The 19,601-nt window shown below is 72.2% G+C and carries 19 protein-coding genes and 1 tRNA gene; 8 read left to right on the plus strand and 12 right to left on the minus strand.

The features are described 5' to 3' along the window. Nucleotides 1-45: 45 nt before the first annotated feature. From RBJ77_RS08515 to RBJ77_RS08535, 5 genes are all read right to left on the minus strand, one after another. On the minus strand, nucleotides 46-1,503 hold the full coding sequence (locus RBJ77_RS08515; protein WP_372344369.1) for a peptidoglycan D,D-transpeptidase FtsI family protein: 1,458 nt from the start codon (nucleotides 1,501-1,503) through the stop codon (nucleotides 46-48). Continuing rightward, entirely contained in the window at nucleotides 1,500-2,927 is a 1,428-nt protein-coding gene (locus RBJ77_RS08520) for an FtsW/RodA/SpoVE family cell cycle protein (protein WP_255973483.1), read from the minus strand. Before RBJ77_RS08520 ends, RBJ77_RS08515 begins: the two co-directional genes overlap by 4 nt. A 24-nt stretch (nucleotides 2,928-2,951) precedes the next feature. Then, nucleotides 2,952-4,493, minus strand: a complete 1,542-nt coding sequence (locus tag RBJ77_RS08525; protein ID WP_372344370.1) for a Stp1/IreP family PP2C-type Ser/Thr phosphatase — start codon at nucleotides 4,491-4,493, stop codon at nucleotides 2,952-2,954. A 131-nt stretch (nucleotides 4,494-4,624) separates the two neighbouring features. Next, a complete protein-coding gene (locus tag RBJ77_RS08530; RefSeq protein WP_255973487.1) occupies nucleotides 4,625-5,143 on the minus strand; it encodes an FHA domain-containing protein in 519 nt (172 codons plus the stop codon). Nucleotides 5,144-5,153: 10 nt separating this feature from the next. Beyond that, nucleotides 5,154-5,990 (minus strand): DUF3662 and FHA domain-containing protein, encoded by an 837-nt coding sequence (locus tag RBJ77_RS08535; protein ID WP_255973489.1) that lies wholly within the window; start codon nucleotides 5,988-5,990, stop codon nucleotides 5,154-5,156. 432 nt (nucleotides 5,991-6,422) lie between these two features. Between RBJ77_RS08535 and RBJ77_RS08540 the strand changes: the two genes are divergently transcribed. Next, nucleotides 6,423-6,506 (plus strand) — tRNA-Leu (locus RBJ77_RS08540). Nucleotides 6,507-6,668: 162 nt separating this feature from the next. Here RBJ77_RS08540 and RBJ77_RS08545 read toward each other — a convergent pair. After that, entirely contained in the window at nucleotides 6,669-7,322 is a 654-nt protein-coding gene (locus RBJ77_RS08545) for an FMN-dependent NADH-azoreductase (protein WP_372344371.1), read from the minus strand. Nucleotides 7,323-7,448: 126 nt separating this feature from the next. Here RBJ77_RS08545 and RBJ77_RS08550 point away from each other — a divergent pair, with 126 nt between their 5' ends. The 4 genes from RBJ77_RS08550 to RBJ77_RS08565 all read left to right on the plus strand — a co-directional run bounded on the left by RBJ77_RS08550 (nucleotide 7,449) and on the right by RBJ77_RS08565 (nucleotide 10,999). Then, nucleotides 7,449-7,859 (plus strand): winged helix-turn-helix transcriptional regulator, encoded by a 411-nt coding sequence (locus RBJ77_RS08550; RefSeq protein ID WP_372344372.1) that lies wholly within the window; start codon nucleotides 7,449-7,451, stop codon nucleotides 7,857-7,859. 102 nt (nucleotides 7,860-7,961) lie between these two features. Then, nucleotides 7,962-9,449: a DUF2252 domain-containing protein gene (locus RBJ77_RS08555; protein ID WP_372344373.1), complete on the plus strand. Its 1,488-nt coding sequence runs from the start codon at nucleotides 7,962-7,964 to the stop codon at nucleotides 9,447-9,449. Between the two features lie 304 nt (nucleotides 9,450-9,753). Then, complete coding sequence (locus tag RBJ77_RS08560; protein WP_372344394.1) at nucleotides 9,754-10,620, plus strand: hypothetical protein; 867 nt, start codon at nucleotides 9,754-9,756, stop codon at nucleotides 10,618-10,620. 31 nt (nucleotides 10,621-10,651) lie between these two features. Continuing rightward, nucleotides 10,652-10,999, plus strand: a complete 348-nt coding sequence (locus tag RBJ77_RS08565; protein WP_372344374.1) for a rhodanese-like domain-containing protein — start codon at nucleotides 10,652-10,654, stop codon at nucleotides 10,997-10,999. 106 nt (nucleotides 11,000-11,105) lie between these two features. On the opposite strand, the gene RBJ77_RS08570 is transcribed toward RBJ77_RS08565, so the two are convergent. From RBJ77_RS08570 to paaA, 6 genes are all read right to left on the minus strand, one after another. After that, nucleotides 11,106-12,272: an acyl-CoA dehydrogenase family protein gene (locus RBJ77_RS08570; protein ID WP_372344375.1), complete on the minus strand. Its 1,167-nt coding sequence runs from the start codon at nucleotides 12,270-12,272 to the stop codon at nucleotides 11,106-11,108. Between the two features lie 99 nt (nucleotides 12,273-12,371). Then, entirely contained in the window at nucleotides 12,372-13,487 is a 1,116-nt protein-coding gene (gene paaE / locus RBJ77_RS08575; RefSeq protein WP_372344376.1) for a 1,2-phenylacetyl-CoA epoxidase subunit PaaE, read from the minus strand. Further along, complete coding sequence (gene paaD, locus RBJ77_RS08580) at nucleotides 13,484-14,104, minus strand: 1,2-phenylacetyl-CoA epoxidase subunit PaaD (protein ID WP_372344377.1); 621 nt, start codon at nucleotides 14,102-14,104, stop codon at nucleotides 13,484-13,486. The genes paaE and paaD overlap by 4 nt, the downstream gene beginning before the upstream one ends. Then, on the minus strand, nucleotides 14,098-14,826 hold the full coding sequence (gene paaC / locus RBJ77_RS08585) for a 1,2-phenylacetyl-CoA epoxidase subunit PaaC (RefSeq protein ID WP_372344378.1): 729 nt from the start codon (nucleotides 14,824-14,826) through the stop codon (nucleotides 14,098-14,100). The genes paaD and paaC overlap by 7 nt, the downstream gene beginning before the upstream one ends. Beyond that, on the minus strand, nucleotides 14,823-15,134 hold the full coding sequence (gene paaB / locus RBJ77_RS08590; RefSeq protein ID WP_372344379.1) for a 1,2-phenylacetyl-CoA epoxidase subunit PaaB: 312 nt from the start codon (nucleotides 15,132-15,134) through the stop codon (nucleotides 14,823-14,825). The genes paaC and paaB overlap by 4 nt, the downstream gene beginning before the upstream one ends. Beyond that, nucleotides 15,131-16,120: a 1,2-phenylacetyl-CoA epoxidase subunit PaaA gene (paaA, locus tag RBJ77_RS08595; protein WP_255973505.1), complete on the minus strand. Its 990-nt coding sequence runs from the start codon at nucleotides 16,118-16,120 to the stop codon at nucleotides 15,131-15,133. The genes paaB and paaA overlap by 4 nt, the downstream gene beginning before the upstream one ends. A gap of 756 nt (nucleotides 16,121-16,876) precedes the next feature. Between paaA and RBJ77_RS08600 the strand changes: the two genes are divergently transcribed. The 3 genes from RBJ77_RS08600 to RBJ77_RS08610 are packed head-to-tail and all read left to right on the plus strand — an operon-like array spanning nucleotide 16,877 to nucleotide 19,600. Beyond that, entirely contained in the window at nucleotides 16,877-17,584 is a 708-nt protein-coding gene (locus RBJ77_RS08600; RefSeq protein WP_372344380.1) for a DUF5819 family protein, read from the plus strand. Beyond that, nucleotides 17,581-18,795, plus strand: a complete 1,215-nt coding sequence (locus RBJ77_RS08605) for an HTTM domain-containing protein (protein WP_372344381.1) — start codon at nucleotides 17,581-17,583, stop codon at nucleotides 18,793-18,795. Before RBJ77_RS08600 ends, RBJ77_RS08605 begins: the two co-directional genes overlap by 4 nt. A 37-nt stretch (nucleotides 18,796-18,832) precedes the next feature. Further along, on the plus strand, nucleotides 18,833-19,600 hold the full coding sequence (locus RBJ77_RS08610) for a TrmH family RNA methyltransferase (RefSeq protein ID WP_372344395.1): 768 nt from the start codon (nucleotides 18,833-18,835) through the stop codon (nucleotides 19,598-19,600). The last annotated feature ends 1 nt before the right edge of the window (nucleotide 19,601 follow it).

A 19,601-nucleotide genomic window follows, 5' to 3' on the forward strand; every position in this document is an offset into this window, starting at 1 on the left:
GTGACCGGGGTCACAAGCCTCTGTGAACCCCGGTCGCTTCCGTCACTACTTGCTGTTGATGACCGCTTCCATCACGCTCTTCGCGATCGGGGCGGCCAGACCGCCACCGGAGATGTCCTGGCGGCTGGCGGCGCTGTCCTCGACGACCACGGCCACGGCGACCGGGAAGCCCGACGACGTCTTCGCGTAGCTGACGAACCAGGCGTACGGCTTCTCGCTGTTGTCGACGCCGTGCTGGGCGGTACCGGTCTTGCCGCCGACCGTGGCGCCCGGGATCCGCGCGTTCTGGCCGGTGCCCTCGTTGACCACCGTCTCCATCATCGACTGGAGGTTCTGCGCGTTCTCCTCGGAGAGCGGCTTGCTCAGCTCCTTCGGCTCCGTCTTCTCGATGGTGTCGAGGTTGGAGGCCTTGAGCTCGTCGACCATGTACGGCTCCATGAGCGTGCCGTCGTTGGCGATCGCGGAGGCGACCATGGCCATCTGGAGCGGGGTGGCCGCGGTGTTGTACTGGCCGATGGACGACAGGGCCGTCTGCGACGGGTTCATGTCGTCGTCGAAGTTCGACGCGTTCGAGCGGACCGGGACGAACTGCTCCTTGTTGAAGCCGAACTTCTCGGCCTCCTCGACCATCTTGTCGTTGCCGAGGTCGGAGCCGATCTTGCCGAAGACGGTGTTGCAGGAGACCTTCAGGGCGACCCGCAGCGTCGCGTCCTCACACGGGATGTTGCCCTCGTTCTTCAGCGGCGTCGTGGTGCCCGGCATGGTCCACGGCAGCGGCGTCTGCGTCTTCTTGTCCGGGGCGTAGTCGCCGCTCTCCAGCGCGGCCGCGGCCGTCACCAGCTTGAACGTCGAACCCGGCGGGTACGTCTCGCGCAGCGCCCGGTTCAGGAGCGGCTTGTCCTTGTCCTTGTCGAGCTTGGCGAACGTCTCGCCGTCCTCGTTCGTGTTGCCGGCGAACGACGACGGGTCGTACGACGGCGTCGACGCGAGCGCCAGGATCTTGCCGGTGGACGGCTCGATGGCGGCGACGGCTCCCTTGCCGCGGTTCTTCAGGCCGTCGTACGCGGCCTTCTGCGCTGCGGCGTTGAGGGTGGTGACGACGTTGCCGCCCTCCTTCTTCTTGCCGGTCACCATGTCGAGGGTGTTCCGGAAGAAGAGCCGGTCGTCGTTGCCGGTGAGGATGCCGTCCTCGAGGTTCTCGATCTGGCTGGCGCCGACGACCTGCGAGGCGTAACCGGTGACGGGCGACCACATGGGCCCGTCCTTCCAGGTCCGCTTGTACTTGAGGTCGGTGCCGGAGGTCGCCTTGGAGCCGGTGATCGACTTGCCGTCGACGACGATGTCGCCGCGCGGCGTCGAGTACCGGGCGATGATCACGCGGCGGTTGTCGTCGTCCGAGGCGAGCTGGTCGGCCTTGACGTACTGGAGCCAGTTGTCGCGGATCAGCAGGGTCAGGATCAGGAGTCCGCAGAAGATCGCGATCCGGCGCAGGGGCTTGTTCACGGTCGGACCACCTGGGTCATCTCGGCGTCGGGGCTCGGCGTGGGGCTGGGGGCCGGGCGTCGGGCGGTGTCGCTGATGCGGATCAGGATGCCGATCAGCGCCCAGTTGGCGATGACGGACGAACCGCCGTACGCGAGGAACGGCATCGTCATACCGGTGAGCGGGATGAGGCCCATGACACCGCCCGCGACGACGAACACCTGGAGGGCGAAGGCGCCGGACAGACCGACGGCGAGCAGCTTGCCGAACGGGTCGCGGGCCGCGAGCGCGGTGCGCACGCCCCGCTCCACGATCAGCGCGTAGATCAGCAGGAGCGCCATCAGACCGGCCAGACCCAGCTCCTCGCCGAAGGTGGCGAGGATGAAGTCGGAGTTGGCGGCGAAGCGGATCAGCTCGGAGTGGCCCTGGCCCCAGCCGGTGCCGAGGGTGCCGCCGGAGCCGAAGGCCCACAGGGCCTGCATGGCCTGCTCGGAGTGGCCGCCCACACCGGCCCGGCTGAGCGTGTACTCCTTCATCGGGTCGAGCCAGGCGTCGACGCGCTGCTGGATGTGCGGCTCGAAGCTGGCCACGCCCACGGCGCCGACCGCGGACATCAGCAGACCGAAGACGATCCAGCTGGTCCGCTCGGTGGCGACGTACAGCATGATGACGAACATTCCGAAGAACAGCAGCGACGTACCGAGGTCGGTCTCGAAGACCAGGATGAGGATCGAGATCCCCCAGACCACGAGGATCGGACCGAGGTCTCGGCCGCGCGGCAGGTACAGGCCCATGAAGCGGCGCGAGGCGAGCGCCAGGGCGTCCCGCTTCACCATCAGGTACCCGGCGAAGAAGACCGCGAGCACGATCTTCGCGAACTCACCGGGCTGGATGGAGAACGAGCCGACGTGGATCCAGATCTTGGCGCCGTAGAGGTTCACGCCCAGGCCCGGCACCAGCGGCAGCAGCAGCAGGACGATCGCGCCGAGCATCGAGATGTACGTGTAGCGCTGCAGGACGCGGTGGTCCTTCAGGAAGAACAGCACGGCGATGAAGAGCGCGATGCCGATCGCCGTGTACATGAGCTGCTTGGGCGCGGCGCTGCCCGCCTGGCCGATCGACTGCAGCAGCTCGGACTGGTCGAGCCGCCAGATGACGACCAGGCCCAGACCGTTGAGGAGCGTGGCCAGCGGCAGCAGCAGCGGGTCCGCGTACGCCGCGAACTTGCGCACCACGAGGTGGGCGACGCCGGCGAGCAGGCCGAGGCCCAGGCCGTAGCCGAGCAGGCCGGCCGGCAGCGAGCCGTCGAGGGCCAGGCCCACGTTGGCGTACGCGAAGACGGGGATGACCACGGCGAACACCAGCAGCATGAGCTCGGTGTTGCGCCGGCTGGGCGCGCCGATGGCGCCGATGGTCGACGTATGGGTCGTGGAACTACTACTCATGGCGTGCTGAGGCCCCCAACGGCTCTACTGCTGTGCGCACGCCTTGGCCAGCTGCTGCTCTTCCTCGGAGAGAGTGGGGCCAGGGGTGGGCGTGGGAGATGACGGTGACTTGGCCTTGCCGGACGGCGAGTTCGACGGGTTCGGCGTGGGGGTCTCCGAACGGAACGACGCCTTGGAGGCGGTGCCCCCGGTCGTCGTGCCGCCGGCTTCGCCCTCGCCGGTCTTCGCGTTCTTCTCGCTCTCGGCCCGCTGCCGCTCGGCCTGCTTCTTGCACGCGTTGGCCTGCGCGGACAGCTCGTCGATCTTGTCCTGGGCGGCCGCGAGGTCGCCTTCGGCGATCGTGGCCTCGACCTGCTTCTGCTGGTACGGAGGCAGGTACTTGAGCTCGATCTCCGGGTGGTCCTTCTCCACCTCGGACAGGCTCACCCAGGCGAGATCCTGGTTGATGCCGCGGTAGAGCGCGACGTGCTCGTCGTTCGAGCCGACGAAGTACTGGGTCTGCGTCCAGCGGTAACCGCCGTACAGGCCACCGCCGATGACGGCGAGCGCGAGCACGGTGTACACGGATCTCTTGAGCCACTTGCGGCCGCGGCGCGGCTTCACGAAGTCGTCGTCCGTGTACGCGCCGAAGCCCCCCTCGGGTGCGTAGCCGGTGGTGTCGCCGCTGCCGGGCGGGCCGAACTCGCCGCCACCGCCCTGGCCGGGGACGGGCCTGCCGAGTCCGGCGGCACGGCCCGCGGGGGTGTCCATGCCGCCGTTGTCGTGCAGCTGGTGCTGGTTCTCGGCGACCGCGCCGACGATGACCGGGGCGTCCGAGATCTGGCCGGCGAGGGTGTCGCCGCTGTCGATGTCGAGGACGTCCGCGACGATCACGGTGATGTTGTCGGGGCCGCCGCCGCGCAGCGCCAGCTGGATCAGGTCCTGGACCGTCTCCTGCGGGCCCTGGTAGCTGGCGAGCGTCTCCTCCATCGTCTGGTGGGAGACGACGCCGGACAGGCCGTCCGAGCAGATCAGGTACCGGTCGCCGGCCCGCACCTCGCGGATCGAGAGGTCGGGCTCGACGTGGTCGCCGCTGCCCAGCGCGCGCATCAGCAGCGAGCGCTGCGGGTGCGTGGTGGCCTCTTCCTCCGTGATGCGGCCCTCGTCGACGAGACGCTGCACCCACGTGTGGTCCTGCGTGATCTGTGTGAGGACGCCGTCCCGCAGCAGATAGGCGCGCGAGTCCCCCACGTGTACGAGACCGAGTCGCTGTCCCGTCCACAGGAGGGCGGTGAGCGTGGTCCCCATGCCCTCGAGCTGGGGGTCCTCCTCGACCATCATGCGCAGCTGGTCGTTGGCCCGCTGAACGGCGGTGCCGAGCGACGTCAGGATGTCGGATCCCGGTACGTCGTCGTCGAGCGCGACGATCGTCGAGATCACCTCGGACGAGGCGACCTCACCGGCGGCCTGGCCGCCCATGCCGTCGGCGATCGCGAGCAGCCGCGGGCCGGCGTAGCCGGAGTCCTCGTTGCCCTCGCGGATCATGCCTTTGTGCGATCCGGCGGCGAAGCGCAGTGACAGACTCATGCGCACCTCGCCCGTCGGCTCCGGGTACATCCGCACGGTGCCCACCCTCCGGTCGGGAGCGCGCCGGTGTCCGTCGTCCGGACCGCCGCGTCGGCTCGCTCGCTCCGCTCGCGCTCATTCATGATGTAGCACTACTTCCGCAGCTCGATGACGGTCTTGCCGATGCGGATCGGTGCCCCCAGCGGGATCGGCGTGGGCGTCGTGAGGCGGGTCCGGTCGAGATACGTGCCGTTGGTGGACCCGAGATCCTCGACGATCCACTGGCCGTCCCGGTCCGGATAGATCCTGGCGTGCCTGCTGGACGCGTAGTCGTCGTCCAGCACGATCGTGCTGTCGTGGGCACGGCCGAGCGAGATGGTCTGCCCCTGCAGCGCCACCGTCGTCCCCGTGAGGGTGCCCTCGGAGACGACCAGCTTGCTGGGGGCGCCACGGCGCTGGCGGCCGCCGCCCGACTGCTGCTGGCGCTGCTGCGGAGGCGCGGACTGGCGTGCGGCCTGCTGCTGCGGCCGCCCGCCCTCACGCCGCGCGCCGCGCTGTGTGACGCGCGTTCCGAACAGGTCGCTGCGGATGACCTGGACGGCCACGATCACGAACAGCCACAGAACGGCCAGGAAACCCAGCCGCATGACCGTCAGGGTCAGCTCTGACATTGCCCCCGCTTCACCCTTCGGCTTGCCGGTAAACGATGGTGGTGGAGCCCACGACGATCCGCGAGCCGTCGCGGAGCGTAGCGCGGGTGGTGTGCTGCCCGTCCACCACGATCCCGTTGGTGGACCCGAGGTCCTGGATCGTCGAGGGCGTGCCGGTGCGGATCTCGCAGTGCCGGCGCGAGACGCCGGGGTCGTCGATCCGCACGTCGGCCTCGGTGGACCGGCCGAGCACGAGGGTGGGGCGGGAGATCTGGTGCCGGGTCCCGTTGATCTCGATCCAGTGCCGCACGCGGGCGCCCGGCATCGGGCTCGCGCCGGGGCGCTGGGCCGCCGCTGCCGGGGCCTGCGGAGGCCGGCCGGGAGGCGGGCCCGCGGGCATCGGCGGGGCCGCGGTGGGCTGCGGGTAGCCGTAGCCGCCGGGCGCCTGGTTGGGACGGGCCGCGGTGGGGCGCTCGGGACGCTCCTGGCTGGTGGACGAGGCGAGGGTGCGGCTGCGCACGCGGTACAGACCCGTGTCCAGGTCCTCCGCCTTCTCCAGGTGCACCTTGATGGGGCCCATGAAGCTGTAGCGCTGCTGCTTCGCGTAGTCGCGCACCATGCCCGACAGTTCGTCGCCGAGCTGTCCCGAGTAGGGGCTCAGGCGCTCGTAGTCGGGCGCGCTGAGCTCCACGATGAAGTCATTGGGGACGACCGTCCGCTCGCGGTTCCAGATCGTCGCGTTGTTGTCGCACTCGCGCTGCAGCGCGCCCGCGATCTCGACGGGCTGGACCTCGGACTTGAAGACCTTGGCGAAGGTGCCGTTGACCAGACCCTCGAGACGCTGCTCGAACTTCTTCATGACTCCCATGGGGCACCTCCTCCTTCGTGGCCGTCCTGCTCGCCGTGGTTCGCGTGCTCTGGTTCTTCCTCGTACTGCTTACTGATCGTATCCACGCGTCGGGAAATCGGCTGGTTCCCCCTGTCCGCCCGCTCGATGAGTGTCGACGCTCACAGCCCCTCTCGCGGCCCCTCTTGTGAGGGATCGTAGAGGTGGCCTCAGGACAGTGTCCCGTACGCGGCTGTGGACGGGACGGCCTCCGGCAGGACCGGGACAGGACCGTGGCCGGGGCGCGACGCGGCGGTGCCGTTCGTGCGGGGGTGTGCCGAGGTACGTCGGGTCAGGTGCCCGTCCGGGGCCCCCGGAAACGGATGTGAATCCACCCTCCGCAGCGTGCTAATCTTCTGGATGTCGGAAGGCGCTCACCCCGAAAGGGCGAGGGAGCCGGAAGACGCACCCAATGCGCGGGTGGCGGAATAGGCAGACGCGCTGGATTCAGGTTCCAGTGCCCGCAAGGGCGTGGGGGTTCAACTCCCCCCTCGCGCACAGCGAAAAGCCCCGCAGGTCTTCGGATCTGCGGGGCTTTTGCGTTCCCCGGGGAAGCCGGGGGCGTGCACGGCGAAGGGCGCCGCAGGCCGATGGCCTGCGGCGCCCTTGTGCGTGCGCGGTGCGTCCCCTGTGGGTTATGTCACCTTCGCGCCGCCGTCGTCACGCGGCGGTGCGGGCGGCGATCTCCTTGCCCTTCGCCCGGGCGTCCTGGAGGGCCTTCTCGCGGGAGGCCTCGTAGAGCGGGACGAGCTCGGCCATCGCCGGGTTGGCGGGCGCCATCGTCAGCTCCGGGACGATGAACTCGAGGTCCAGGGCGAGGGTGTCGCGCAGGATCGCGGTGAGGAAGTTCTGCACGTACTCCATGTCCTCGCGCGGGGTGCCCGGGGCGTAGGAGCCGCCGCGGCTGGCGACGACGGTGACCGGGGTGCCCTTGGCGGACGGGGCCTCGACGCCCGCGGTGCGGCCGAACAGGATCACGTTGTCCAGCCACGCCTTGAGGGTCGAGGGGACCGAGTAGTTGTACATGGGGGCGCCGATGAGGATCGCGTCCGCGCTCTCCAGCTCCCGGATCAGCTGCTCGCGCCCGGCGAAGGCGGCGGCCTGCTCCGGGGTGTGCCCGGCCGGGTCGGCGAAGCCGGCGAGGTGGGCGTCGGCGGTGATGTGGGGGACCGGGTCCGCCGCGAGATCTCGGTAGACGACCGTGCCTTCGGGGTGCTGCTCCAGCCAGGCCTGGCGGAAGGCGTCCGTGACGGGGCGCGAGGCGGAGGCGGGACCGGCGAAGACGGACGAGTCGATGTGCAGCAGCGTGGCCATGGTTTCTCCCTTGAGAACGCTAGGGGCGCACCCTGGGCGCCGGTCTAGCCATTTCGTATGTAGCTATTGATAACACAGGGACTTACTTTTTTTCATCCCCGTACGGGAGCGCAGTACTCTGGAGCCATGGCGGGCAACGCGGAAGACAGGAACGGGACGGGCACGGGCGCTGCCGTGGCCCACGGTCCTCAGGCGTGTTCGACGGTCGACATCGGGATGACGCGCGTCTTCGGGCTGCTGGGCAAGCGCTGGACGGGGCTCGTCGTGGCCGCGCTCCTCCAGGGACCCGTGCACTTCGCGGACCTGCGCCGGGCCATCCCCGGCATCAGCGAGCGCATGCTGTCCGACCGGCTCACGGAGCTGGGCGCGGCCGGGCTCGTCGTGCGCCAGGTCGACGAGGGGCCGCCGCTGCGCGTCTCCTACCGGCTCACGGCGGCGGGCGCCGCGCTCGGACCCTCGCTGCGGGAGCTGGGGAACTGGGCGGAGAAGTACCTCGGCGCCGAGGGCGGGACGTGCCCGGAGGAGTTCCGGAAGTGACGCGACCGCACGTGATCGACATCACCTGAGGCGGTACGGTCGGACCGGTCACAGCGGTGGGCGTGCACGGCTCCGTGGGACGGGGCGGGGGAGGCGGTCGGCATGGGCGGACTCGGTGAATCAGTGGTGGCTCTGCCGCGCCAGGGCGGCGGGGACGGCGGGTCGCGGGACGCGCGGTGGCTGCCCCGGGTGCCGGGGTTCGCGGCGGTTCCCGGCGCCTCCGGCGGATCGGCGGACGCGTACGGTGCGGCGGTCTCGTCGAAGGCGGCCGGCAAGGCGCTGCGCGGGCGGGTGTCCCGGGCCTCGCACGCCGACTTCACGCTGGGCACCGACCGGCCGGACGCCGTCGCCGCCGTCGAGGAGTCCAACCGCGGCCGGATCGACGCGCTGACCCCGATCCGCGTCGGGCGGATGGCCGCCACCCCCTTCGCCTTCCTGCGCGGATCCGCCGGGCTGATGGCGTACGACCTGGTGCGCACGCCGCTGACCGGCATCGGCGCGCAGATCTGCGGCGACGCCCACGCGGCCAACTTCGGTCTGTACGGCGACGCCCGCGGCGGCCTCGTCATCGACCTCAACGACTTCGACGAGACCGTGCACGGCCCCTGGGAGTGGGACGTGAAGCGGCTCGCCACCTCGCTCGTGCTCGCCGGCCGGGAGGCCGGGGCGGACGAGGACACCTGCCGCAGGGCCGCGCACGACACGGTGGGCTCCTACCGGCGGACCATGCGACTGCTCGCGAAGCTGTCCGCGCTCGACGCGTGGAACGCCATCGCGGACGAGGAGCTCGTCTCCCACACCGACGCGCACGATCTGCTCGGCACCCTGGAGCGGGTCTCCGAGAAGGCGCGGCACAACACCAGCGGCCGGTTCGCCGCCAAGTCCACGGAGGCCGTGGCGGGCGGCGGGCGGCGGTTCGTGGACGCGCCGCCGGTGCTGCGCCGGATCGCCGACGACGAGGCGGCCGCCGTCGCCGGGGCGCTCGCCGGGTACCTGGGCACGCTGTCCGAGGACCGGCTGCCGCTCCTCGCCCGGTACGCGATCCACGACGTGGCGTTCCGCGTCGTGGGCACCGGCAGCGTGGGCACGCGGTCGTACGTGGTGCTGCTGCTCGACCACCGCGGCGAGCCGCTGGTGCTGCAGGTGAAGGAGGCGCGGCCGTCGGCGCTGCTGCCGTACCTGTCCGCGGTCGGGTTCGAGGCGCCGGCCGTCGAGCACGAGGGGCGGCGCGTGGTGCTCGGGCAGAAGCGGATGCAGGTGGTCAGCGACATCCTGCTCGGCTGGACCACGGTCGGCGAACGGCCCTTCCAGGTCCGCCAGTTCAGGAACCGCAAGGGCAGCGTCGACCCGGCCGCGCTCGCCGCCGACCAGGTCGACGACTACGCCCGGATGACGGGTGCGCTGCTCGCCCGCGCCCACGCGCACAGCGCCGACCCGCGGCTGATCGCCGGGTACTGCGGCAAGAACGAGGAGCTGGACGAGGCGGTGGCCGCCTTCGCCGTGACGTACGCGGACCGGACCGAGGCGGACCACGCGGAGCTGGTGCGGGCCGTGCGGGAGGGCCGGGTGGCGGCGGAGGCGGGGGTGTGAGTCCGGGCCTCCGGGCGGCCGTCCCCCGCGCCCGGTCGGCGCGGGGAGGGCCCCCTGGGGCGTGCCCTAGGCTGGACGGGTGACGACCCCGGAGAGCGATGTGGCAGAGCAGCCGGAGCAGCCGGAACATCCGGAGGAGCGGCCGGGGCAGCTCGGGCAGCCCGAGCAGCCGGGGGAACCGGCGGATCAGCCCCGGGAGCGCCTCAAGGACCGCTTGAAGGAACGCCTCGAACAGCGTGCTGAGGAGCGGGCTGCCGAGGAGCGGGCTGCCGAGGGGCGGACCGCTGAGGAGCGGGCCGCCGGCGTGGAGTCGTCCGGTGCGGGCGACCTGAGCGGTACGGCCGCGCAGGCTGCCGGGGAGTCGGCTCAGGGTGCGGTCGCGGAGCCCGTTCGGGAGCGGGCCGAGGAGCGGCTGGAGCGGGCCGTGCGGGCCGCCGAGCAGGCGCTGATCGAGTTCGAGATCGCCGTGGAGACCTTCCGGGTCGAGGTGGAGAACTTCTCGCGGATCCACCACCAGAAGCTCGGGCCGATGTACACGCGCCTCGACGAGCTGGAGGCGCTGATCGCGGAGGCCACGGCCGCGCGCACCGGCGACCCGGAGGACCGGCGCAAGGCGGACGAGGCCCGGTCCCGGGTGATGCCGATGCCGGGCGTCGAGGAGCTCTTCCACGGGTGGATGGACGGGGACGGGCTGTTCCCGGAGGCCGCCGCGATGCTGACCGAGCAGCCCGTGCGGCCGCCGCAGCGGGTGCGGCCCAGCGACGAGGCCCGCAAGCTCTACCGCGAGCTGGCCCGCAAGGCGCACCCGGATCTGGCGCAGGACGACAAGGAGCGGGCCCGGCGCGACGAGTTCATCGCGCGGGTCAACGCGGCGTACGGGCGCGGTGACGAGACGCTGCTGCGGGAGCTCGCCGCGGAGTGGGCCGCGGGCCCGGTGCCGCCCGAGCGGCAGCCGTCGCCCAGCGAGGAGCTGTACGCCCGGCTGGAGTGGCTCGCCCAGCGCAAGGAACTGCTCACGGCGGTCGCGCGGGAGCTGGAGGAGAGCGCCATCGGCTCGATGCTGCGGATGGCGCCGGACGACCCGGACACGCTGCTCGACGAGATCGCCGAGCAGTTGCTCGCGCAGGTCGCCGAGCGGGAGGCCGAGCTGGAGCGGCTGACCGCGTCCTGAGGCGGTGCGCGCCTCGGGTAGCGTCGGGGGCATGGTTTTCGGTTCTGGTGTGCCCACGATCGGTGTCGACGAGCTCAAGGACGGCGACTTCCTCCTCGATGTGCGGGAGGACGACGAGTGGCACGCGGGTCATGCCGCCGCCGCGCTGCACATCCCCATGAGCGAGTTCGTCGCGCGCTACGGCGAGCTGACCGAGGCCGCCCCGCAGGACGGCCGGGTCAACGTGGTCTGCCGGGTCGGCGGCCGCTCCGCCCAGGTCACGCAGTACCTGCTGCAGCAGGGCGTCGACGCGGTGAACGTGGCGGGCGGCATGCAGGCGTGGGAGGCGGCCGGCCGTCCGGTCGTGGACGACAAGGGACAGCCGGGCGCCGTCGTCTAGGACCCGCTCACCCTCCCGACCGGTCGGCCGCGGGACCTGCTCAGTCTCTCGACCGGTCGGCAGCGGGACCCGCTCATCCTCCGGACCGGTCGACCGCGGGACCCGCTCAGCCGAGCGGGTGCGCGGCGAGCAGGTCGCCGAGTGCCTCCTCGTGGGCGGCGGCCGGGCCGAGCGACAGCTCCAGGTGCTTGGCCCACGCGTGATAGCGGTGCAGCGGGTAGTCCGTGTCGGCGCCGAAGCCGCCGTGCAGGTGCTGCGCGGTCTGCACGACGCGTCGTACGCCGTCGGACGCCCAGGTCTTGGCGACCGCCACGTCACCGGCGACCGGCAGGGCGCCCGCGGCCCCGCTGCTGATGCGCCAGGCGGCCTGCCACAGGGTGGCCTCCATGGCCCGCAGATCGATGTAGCGGTCGGCAGCCTGCACGGCGACGGCCTGGAACGTGGCGATCGGATGCCCGAACTGCTCGCGCTTGCCCGCGTAGTCGCTGGTCATCTTGAGGACGCCCTCGCCGAGGCCGAGCGCCAGCGCACAGGTGCCGGTGGCGAGCAGATCGTGCAGCCGGGGCCAGGCCGCCGCGTCCTCGATGACGTGCCGGGGGTCGATGTGCACGCCGTCCAGCCGCAGTTCGGCCAGCCGCTCGCCGGTCGTGGAGATCTGCTCGGCGACGGTGAGGCCGGGCAGCTCCGACGCCTGCCCCGCGGCCGGGCCCGGGAGGATCGCGAGGACCGCGGAGCCGTCACCGGTGTGGGCGGGCACGACGATCCGGTCGGCGCCGAACGCCCAGGGCACCGCCGTCTGCACCCCGTCCAGGATCCAGCCCGCGCTCGCGGTGCCGGTCTCGCACCGGGCCGTGACCGCGAGCTCGGCCGGGTCGTGCCCGGTGCGACCCGCCGACGCCACGGTCAGGGCGAGCTCGCCGCGGCCCGCGCGGGGGAGGAGCTCCTGCCTCAACTCCTCGTCGCCGTACGCCTGGACGGTCGCCGCCGCCGCGCTGTGCTCGAGGAGCGGGAGCCGGGCCAGGACCTTCGCGGACTCGCGCAGCACCAGGCACAGCGCGACGGCGTCAAGCCCCGCCCCGCCGTGCTCCGGCCCGATCAGCAGGCTCAGCAGATCGGCGTCGGCGGCCTTGGCCCACAGCGCCCGGTCGAAGTCGTCGGCCACCGCGCCGGAGGTGAGCGAAGGGCTCGGTACGCCGTCGGGCGCCACCGGAGTGAACACCGCCTTCGCCGCCTCGACGGCCGCCTGCTGCTCCTCGGAGAAGGTGAAGTCCACCGGTCGTTCCTCCCGTTCCCACTGTGCTCACCAGGATCTGACGGACCGTCAAGATAGAGCAGGCGCTCCGAGAAGAGAACAGGTTCTCCATGGCCGTGCTCAGCGGTCGAAGTCCAGCTCCACCGTCTCCGTGGTCGGATGGGACTGGCAGGCCAGCACGTAACCGGCCTCGGTCTCCTCCGGCTCCAGCGCGAAGTTGCGGTCCATGGCGATGGAACCCGAGACGAGGAAGGCACGGCAGGTGCCGCACACGCCGCCCTTGCACGCGTACGGCGCGTCCGGCCGGTTGCGCAGCACCGTCTCCAGGAGGGACTCCCCGTCCTGCACCGGCCAACTGCCCGAACGGCCGTCGAGCTGCGCCGTCACCGTGCTGTGCGCGGGCGCCGAGGCTCCGGCCGGACGGGCCGGACGGGCCGGTACCGGGCCGTCGTCCACGTGGAAGATCTCCTCGTGGATGCGGTCGCGCCGCACGCCCAGGCCCCGCAGCGCCCGCTCGGCGCCCTGCACCAGGCCGAACGGTCCGCACAGGAACCAGCCCGCCACCCGCTCCACCGGCAACAGCGCCGGCAGCAGCGCCGCGAGCCGCTCCCGGTCGAGCCGGCCCGACGCGAGCCCGGCCTGCTGCTCCTCCCGGGAGAGCACGGTGACCAGCTGGAACCGGTCGGCGTACCGGTCCTTCAGGTCGGCGACATCCTCCAGGAACATCGTCGACGCGGTGGTCCGGTCGCTGCGGATCAGGCAGAACCGGGCCTCGGGGGTGCGCTCCAGGAGCGTCGTCGCGATCGAGAGGACCGGGGTGATGCCGCTGCCGCCGACCACCGCGGCGTAGTGCCCGGGGGCCGGGTCGAGGGTGAAGCGGCCGGCCGGGGTCATCACCTCCAGCTCGTCGCCGACGGCGATCTCCTTGTGGGCGTACGTCGAGAACGCGCCGCCGTCCACCAGGCGCACGCCGACCCGCAGCAGCCGCGGCGCCTCGTCGGCCGGGGCCGCGGAGCAGATCGAGTACGTGCGGCGGATCTCGGCGCCGTCCGCGGTGCGGCGCAGGGCGAGGTGCTGGCCCGGTGCGTAGCGGTACGCCTCGCGCAGCTCGTCGGGGACGGTGAAGGTGAGGGCGACGGAGTCGTCGGTGAGCCGGTCGACCGCCGTGACCCGGAGCCGGTGGAACCGGGCCCTGGGCGTGCCCTGCGCCACCTCGGGAGTCGCCTCCTGGGTCATCGCAACTCCTTGAAGTGGTCGAAGGGTTCACGGCAGGCGAGACAGCGGCGCAGCGCCTTGCAGGCCGTGGAGGAGAACCGGCTGAGCAGCTCGGTGTCGGTGGAGCCGCAGTGCGGGCAGGCGATCGCGTCCGTCCCGTCGGCCGGGTCCGTCGTCCCGTCGGCCGGGTCCGTCCCGGCGGTGCCGCCCGGCTCGCCGGTGTGCCGGGTCGGGCCGAGGGAGAGGGCGACCGGTCCGGCGGGCGCGCGCGTGGTGCGGGGCGGCGCGATGCCGAACTCGCGCAGCTTGCGGCGGCCTTCGGGCGTGATGTCGTCCGTCGTCCAGGCGGGGGAGAGCACCGGGCGGACGGTGACCTCGGGGACGCCGTGCTCGTGCAGGACCCGCTCGATGTCGGTCGACATGGCCTCGATCGCGGGACATCCCGTGTACGTGGGGCTCAGCTCGACCTCGACCCGGCCGGGGCCGAGCGTGTGCACGGCGCGCAGCACGCCCAGCTCGGTCAGGCTCAGGACGGGCAGCTCGGGGTCGGGCACCGAGCCGGCGATCCTGCGCAGCTCCGCCTCGAGCGGTGTCTCCCCGCCGACGGCCTCGTGCGGGGCGCGGGCGAGCGTCACCATGACGCCCCCGGGTGGCTGCGGTGCAGGTGCTGCATCTCGGCGAGCATCCGGCCGAACGACTCGGTGTGCAGGCCCTGGCGTCCGGCCCCGGCGCTCCAGGCACCGGTCTGCGGGCCGTCGGGCACCGTCAGCGTGGCCTCGCTCAGCACCGAGGTCACCGTCGCGTGCCAACTGACCTGCATCTCCTGCCAGTCGACGGGGACTCCCGGGACGGGCTGGAACAGCTCGCCCGTGAAGCGCCACAGGGCGTCCACCGCGCGCTGCGTCCGGGCGTGGCTCTCCTGCGTGCCGTCGCCGAGCCGCAGCGTCCACTGCCGGGCGTGGTCCTGGTGGTAGGCCACCTCCTTGACCGCCTTGGCGGCCAGCGGCGCGAACTCCGATTCCCCGTCCGCCAGTTGGCCGTACAGCAGCTGCTGGTACACGGAGAAGAAGAGCTGGCGGACGATGGTGTGCGCGAAGTCGCCGTTCGGCTGCTCGACCAACTGCACGTTCCGGAAGGCGCGCTCCTCGCGGAGGTAGGCCAGCTCGTCCTCGTCGCCCACCGTGCTCAGCAGGACGCGGGCCTGGCCGAGCAGGTCGAGCGCGATGTTCGCCAGGGCGACCTCCTCCTCCAGGACCGGGGCGTGGCCCGCCCACTCCCCCAGGCGGTGGGAGAGCACGAGGGCGTCGTCGCCGAGGGCCAGGGCGGCCGCCGCGACATCCGTCCGCACGGGCTGCGTCACAGGTGCTTCACCCCTTCAGGGATCTCGTAGAACGTGGGGTGCCGGTACGGCTTGTCCGCGGCGGGCTCGAAGAACGGGTCCTTCTCGTCCGGCGAGGAGGCGGTGATCGCCGCCGACGGCACGACCCAGAGCGAGACGCCCTCGCCGCGCCGGGTGTACAGATCCCGCGCGTTGCGCAGGGCCAGCTCCGCGTCCGGGGCGTGCAGGCTGCCGGCGTGGGTGTGGGCCAGGCCCCGGCGGGAGCGCACGAAGACCTCCCACAGGGGCCACTCCGGCCCGCTGGAGGTGCTGCTGGGGGTCTCGCTCATGCCGCCCTGCCTTCTTCCGTCGTGGCCTTGGAATGCTTGGCCGCGTGGGCCGCGGCGGCCTCGCGCACCCAGGCGCCCTCGTCGTGGGCGCGCCTGCGCTGGGTGATGCGCTGCTCGTTGCACGGCCCGTTGCCCTTGAGGACCTGCTTGAACTCCGTCCAGTCGATCGGACCGAAGTCGTGCTGGCCCCGCTCCTCGTTCCACCGCAGCTCCGGGTCGGGGAGCGTCAGGCCGAGGGACTCGGCCTGGGGGACGCAGATGTCGACGAAGCGCTGCCTCAGCTCGTCGTTCGAGTGGCGCTTGATCTTCCACTCCATCGACTGCGCCGAGTGTGCCGACTCGTCGTCGGGCGGGCCGAACATCATGAGCGAGGGCCACCACCAGCGGTCCACCGCGTCCTGGGCCATCGCGTGCTGCGCCTCGGTGCCCCGGCTGAGCGCGAGCAGCAGCTCGTACCCCTGCCGCTGGTGGAAGGACTCCTCCTTGCAGATCCGGACCATGGCGCGGGCGTACGGCCCGTACGAGCAGCGGCACAGCGGCACCTGGTTCGTGATTGCCGCGCCGTCCACCAGCCAGCCGATCGCTCCGACGTCGGCCCAGGTCAGCGTCGGGTAGTTGAAGATCGACGAGTACTTTTGGCGGCCGCTGTGCAGCTTGTCGAGCAGCTCGTCGCGGCCGGTGCCGAGGGTCTCCGCCGCGCTGTACAGATACAGCCCGTGCCCCGCCTCGTCCTGCACCTTCGCCATCAGGATCGCCTTGCGGCGCAGGGAGGGGGCGCGCGTGATCCAGTTCGCCTCGGGCTGCATGCCGATGATCTCGGAGTGGGCGTGCTGGGCGATCTGGCGCACCAGCGTGGCGCGGTAGGCGTCGGGCATCCAGTCGCGCGGCTCGATGCGCTCGTCCGCCGCCACGGCCGCGTCGAAAGCGGCCTGGAACCCGGCGGTGCCGTCCGGCCGCGCCGTCTGCTGCGGTGCTGCTGTCGCCATTCCAGGCCCCCTCGACCTCGGCTGTCCGGTTCACGGCCGGGCCTTGACCCGCTCCCGACCGATCGTTCGGTTCGTCGGATTCAATGGTGGGGCGCGGCGCCGTAGGGTGTCAACCCTGAACGTCCCGGCCTGTGGATAACCGCAGGCATCTGTGCCGGGCCGCCGCTCCCCAGTACCGTTCCGTGCGTCGCAGCCGCGGGACGTCGACGCGGAATCGGTTCGGCGTCGGGCGCCGGACGCCGGATGGGCCAGAGGATCGAAGGACCGGGATCGGGGAGACCGATGGAGACGGAAGCAGGCGCCGCGGACGAGGGCGCCCGTCCCCTGCCGGAGCGGACGGTTCCGCAGCCGGCCGGGCCCGGCCCCGCCGATTCCGGATCCGGGGCGGAGCCGGCTGAGTCCGGGGCCGGGGCCGGGTTCGGGGGGCCCGCTGAGTCCGGACCTGGGCCTGAACCCGCCGATTCCGGTCCCGGGCCTGAACTCGCCGATTCCGGTCCCGGGCCCGAACCCGCCGATTCCGGAGCCGGATCTGAGCCCGCCGATTCCGCACCCCGATCTGGCCCCGAGCCTGAGCTCGCCGGGTTCCGGCCCGGACCCCGGCTCCAGCCCGCCGAGCCAGGGCCCCAGCCGGCCGCTCCCGGAGGCCAGCCGGCCGATCGCGGCCCCCAGTCGACCGATCGCGGAGGCCAGACGGCCGATCGCGGCCCCCAGCCGGCCGATCGCGACGCCGATCCCGCTCCCCGCCCTTACCCCGCCATGCCCCCGCCGCCCGCCCGCCCGGGCATCGCCGGGCTCTCCTTCCGGTACCAGGTGGTCGCGGCCCTCGCCCTCGCGGTCGTCGCCGTCGGTGCCTGCTTCCACCTCGCGATGGTGTTCCTGCACGTCGCGCCCGCGAACACGGTGTCCAAGCAGCACGGCGCGCTGGTCGACGACTGGGTCTACCCGGAGTTCGAGCAGAACTGGAAGCTGTTCGCCCCCAACCCGCTGCAGCAGAACATCGCCGTGCAGGCCCGCGCCGAACTGCGCACACCCGACGGCGAGCTGCGGCAGACCCGCTGGTACGACCTGTCCGCGCAGGACGGCGCGGCCATCGACGGGAACCTGCTGCCCAGCCACACCCAGCAGAACGAACTGCGCCGCGCCTGGGACGTCTACGTGGGGACGCACGACGCGCAGGACCGGCCCACCGGCCTGCGCGGCACGCTGTCCGAGCAGTACCTGCGCCGCATCCTCGTGCTGCGGCTGGCCCGGCTGGACGTCGGCGGCGGCAAGGACGTGATGGAGCGCGTCCAGGTCCGCTCCCGGTCCACCACGATCGAGCCGCCGAAGTGGAGTGACGAGAAGGTGAACCAGAAGCCGCTCTACCGGCAGGTGGCCTGGTGGACGGTGACCTCGCACGACGCGCCGCTCGACAGCGGCACGCGCGTGCGGGTGCTGGCCCCGACGGCCGGCGGTGCCCGATGAGCCGCGTCGAGGTCCCCGTCACGGGACGGCTCGCCACCGGTGTCCAGCGGGTCACCGCGTCCGCGCTCGGCCCGTACCAGAGCGCCGTCATACGGATCGGGTTCTCCGCGACCTGGCTGCTGTTCCTGCTGCGCGAGTACCCGCACCGGCGGGAGCTGTACGGCCCCGACGGGCCGTGGAGCTGGGGCATGGCGCAGCAGCTCATCGCGGACAACGACGCGTTCACCGCGCTGATGTGGTCCGACGGCCGGGTGTGGTTCGAGTTCGTCTACGCGGCGGCCGTGCTCGCCTCCCTGCTGCTGATGCTGGGCTGGCGGACGCGCACCATGTCGGTGTTCTTCATGATCGGCGTGCTGTCGCTGCAGAACCGCAGCGTCTTCCTGGGGGACGGCGGCGACAACGTCATCCACCTCATGTCGATCTACCTGGTCCTCACCCGGTGCGGGCAGGTGTGGTCGCTCGACGCGCGGCGGGCCGCACGCGCGCGGGAGGGGCTGTTCACCGAGGACCGGACCGGGCCCGTCCTGTGGTGGGTCGTGGGCCTCGCGCTCTCGGTGAGCACGTTCACGGGGGACCTGAGCGGCGGCTGGGCGGCCTTCTTCTGGGGGCTGTGGGGCGTCCAGGGGGTGTGGTGGTACCTGAACCGCCGCGATCCGTTCGGCGAACCGCGCCTGCTGTGCGACGTCGTCGCGAACCTCGTCCACAACGCCGCCCTTCTGGTGATCATGGTCGAGGCGTGCCTGATCTACGCGACGGCCGGCTGGTACAAGATCCAGGGCAGCCGCTGGCAGGACGGCACCGCGGTCTACTACCCGCTCCACCTGGACTACTTCTCGCCGTGGCCCGCCCTGGGCGAGCTGCTCACCGCGTACGGCCCGATCGTGCTGCTCGTGACGTACGGGACGGTCGTCGTCCAGGTCGCCTTCCCGTTCACGGTCTTCAACCGGCGCGTGAAGAACGTCCTGCTGGCGCTGATGATGGTCGAGCACTCCGTCATCGCCGTGGTCCTCGGACTGCCCTTCTTCTCGCTCGCGATGATCGCCGCCGACGCGGTGTTCCTGCCGACGTCGTTCCTGAAGCGGATCGGCGGCCGGGTGGCACGCGCGCGTGGCCGCGTCCTCGCCCGTACGAGGCGTGCCGCGGTGCCCGGCCAGCGCCCGGCGGACGGCGTCGAGCCGCTGGCGGCACAGCCGCCCACGGCGCGCACGTAGGCTTCCTGCCATGAGCGGGACGGACACGGCGGACGGCATGCGGCACACCACTTCCGAGGGCGCCGTACGCGACTGGCGGCGGCTCGCGGACACGGCGGTGCTGCTCGACGGGTTCCACGCCCTCAAGCACGCCGTGCGCTTCGGCGCCGACGTCCCCGTCGCGCTCGCGGCCGACCGGGCGGCCACGCTCGCGCTGGCGGACGAGCTGGCCCCCGACGTCGTACCGCGGCTGGCCGGGCTCCTCGTGGAGGTACCGGGCGACGTGCTGCGCGGGCTCGTGCCGCGGCCGCATCCCACCGGCGTCGCCGCGCTCGCCGGGCGCCCCGCGCGGGCCGACCACCTCGCCGCGCTCGGCAGGACCGGACGCACGACCCCGGTCGTCGTCCTCGACAACCCGCGCAACCTCGGCAACGCGGGCGCCGTCATCCGCCTCGCCGCCGGCTACGGCGCCACCGGCGTCGTCACGACGGGCAGCCTCGACCCCTGGCACCCCACGGTCGTCCGGGGCGGGGCCGGGCTGCACTTCGCGACCGCCGTGGAGCGGCTCGCGGTCGACGAGCTGCCGAGCGGCCCGCTGTACGCGCTCGACCCCGAGGGCGCCGACATCCGCGGTCTGAGGCTCCCGGACGACGCCCTGCTGGCCTTCGGGTCCGAGCGCAGCGGCCTGTCACCCGAACTGCGCGAGCGCGCCGACCAGTTGGTGTCCCTGCCGATGCGGCCCCAGGTGTCCAGCTACAACCTGGCCACCAGCGTCGGGATGACGCTCTTCCACTGGAGCGCGCACAGCGCGCACGCGCCCCAGTAGC

Origin of the sequence: Streptomyces sp. KL116D (assembly GCF_030766975.1) — a bacterium.
In the GTDB taxonomy this organism is placed as follows: domain Bacteria; phylum Actinomycetota; class Actinomycetes; order Streptomycetales; family Streptomycetaceae; genus Streptomyces; species Streptomyces longispororuber_A.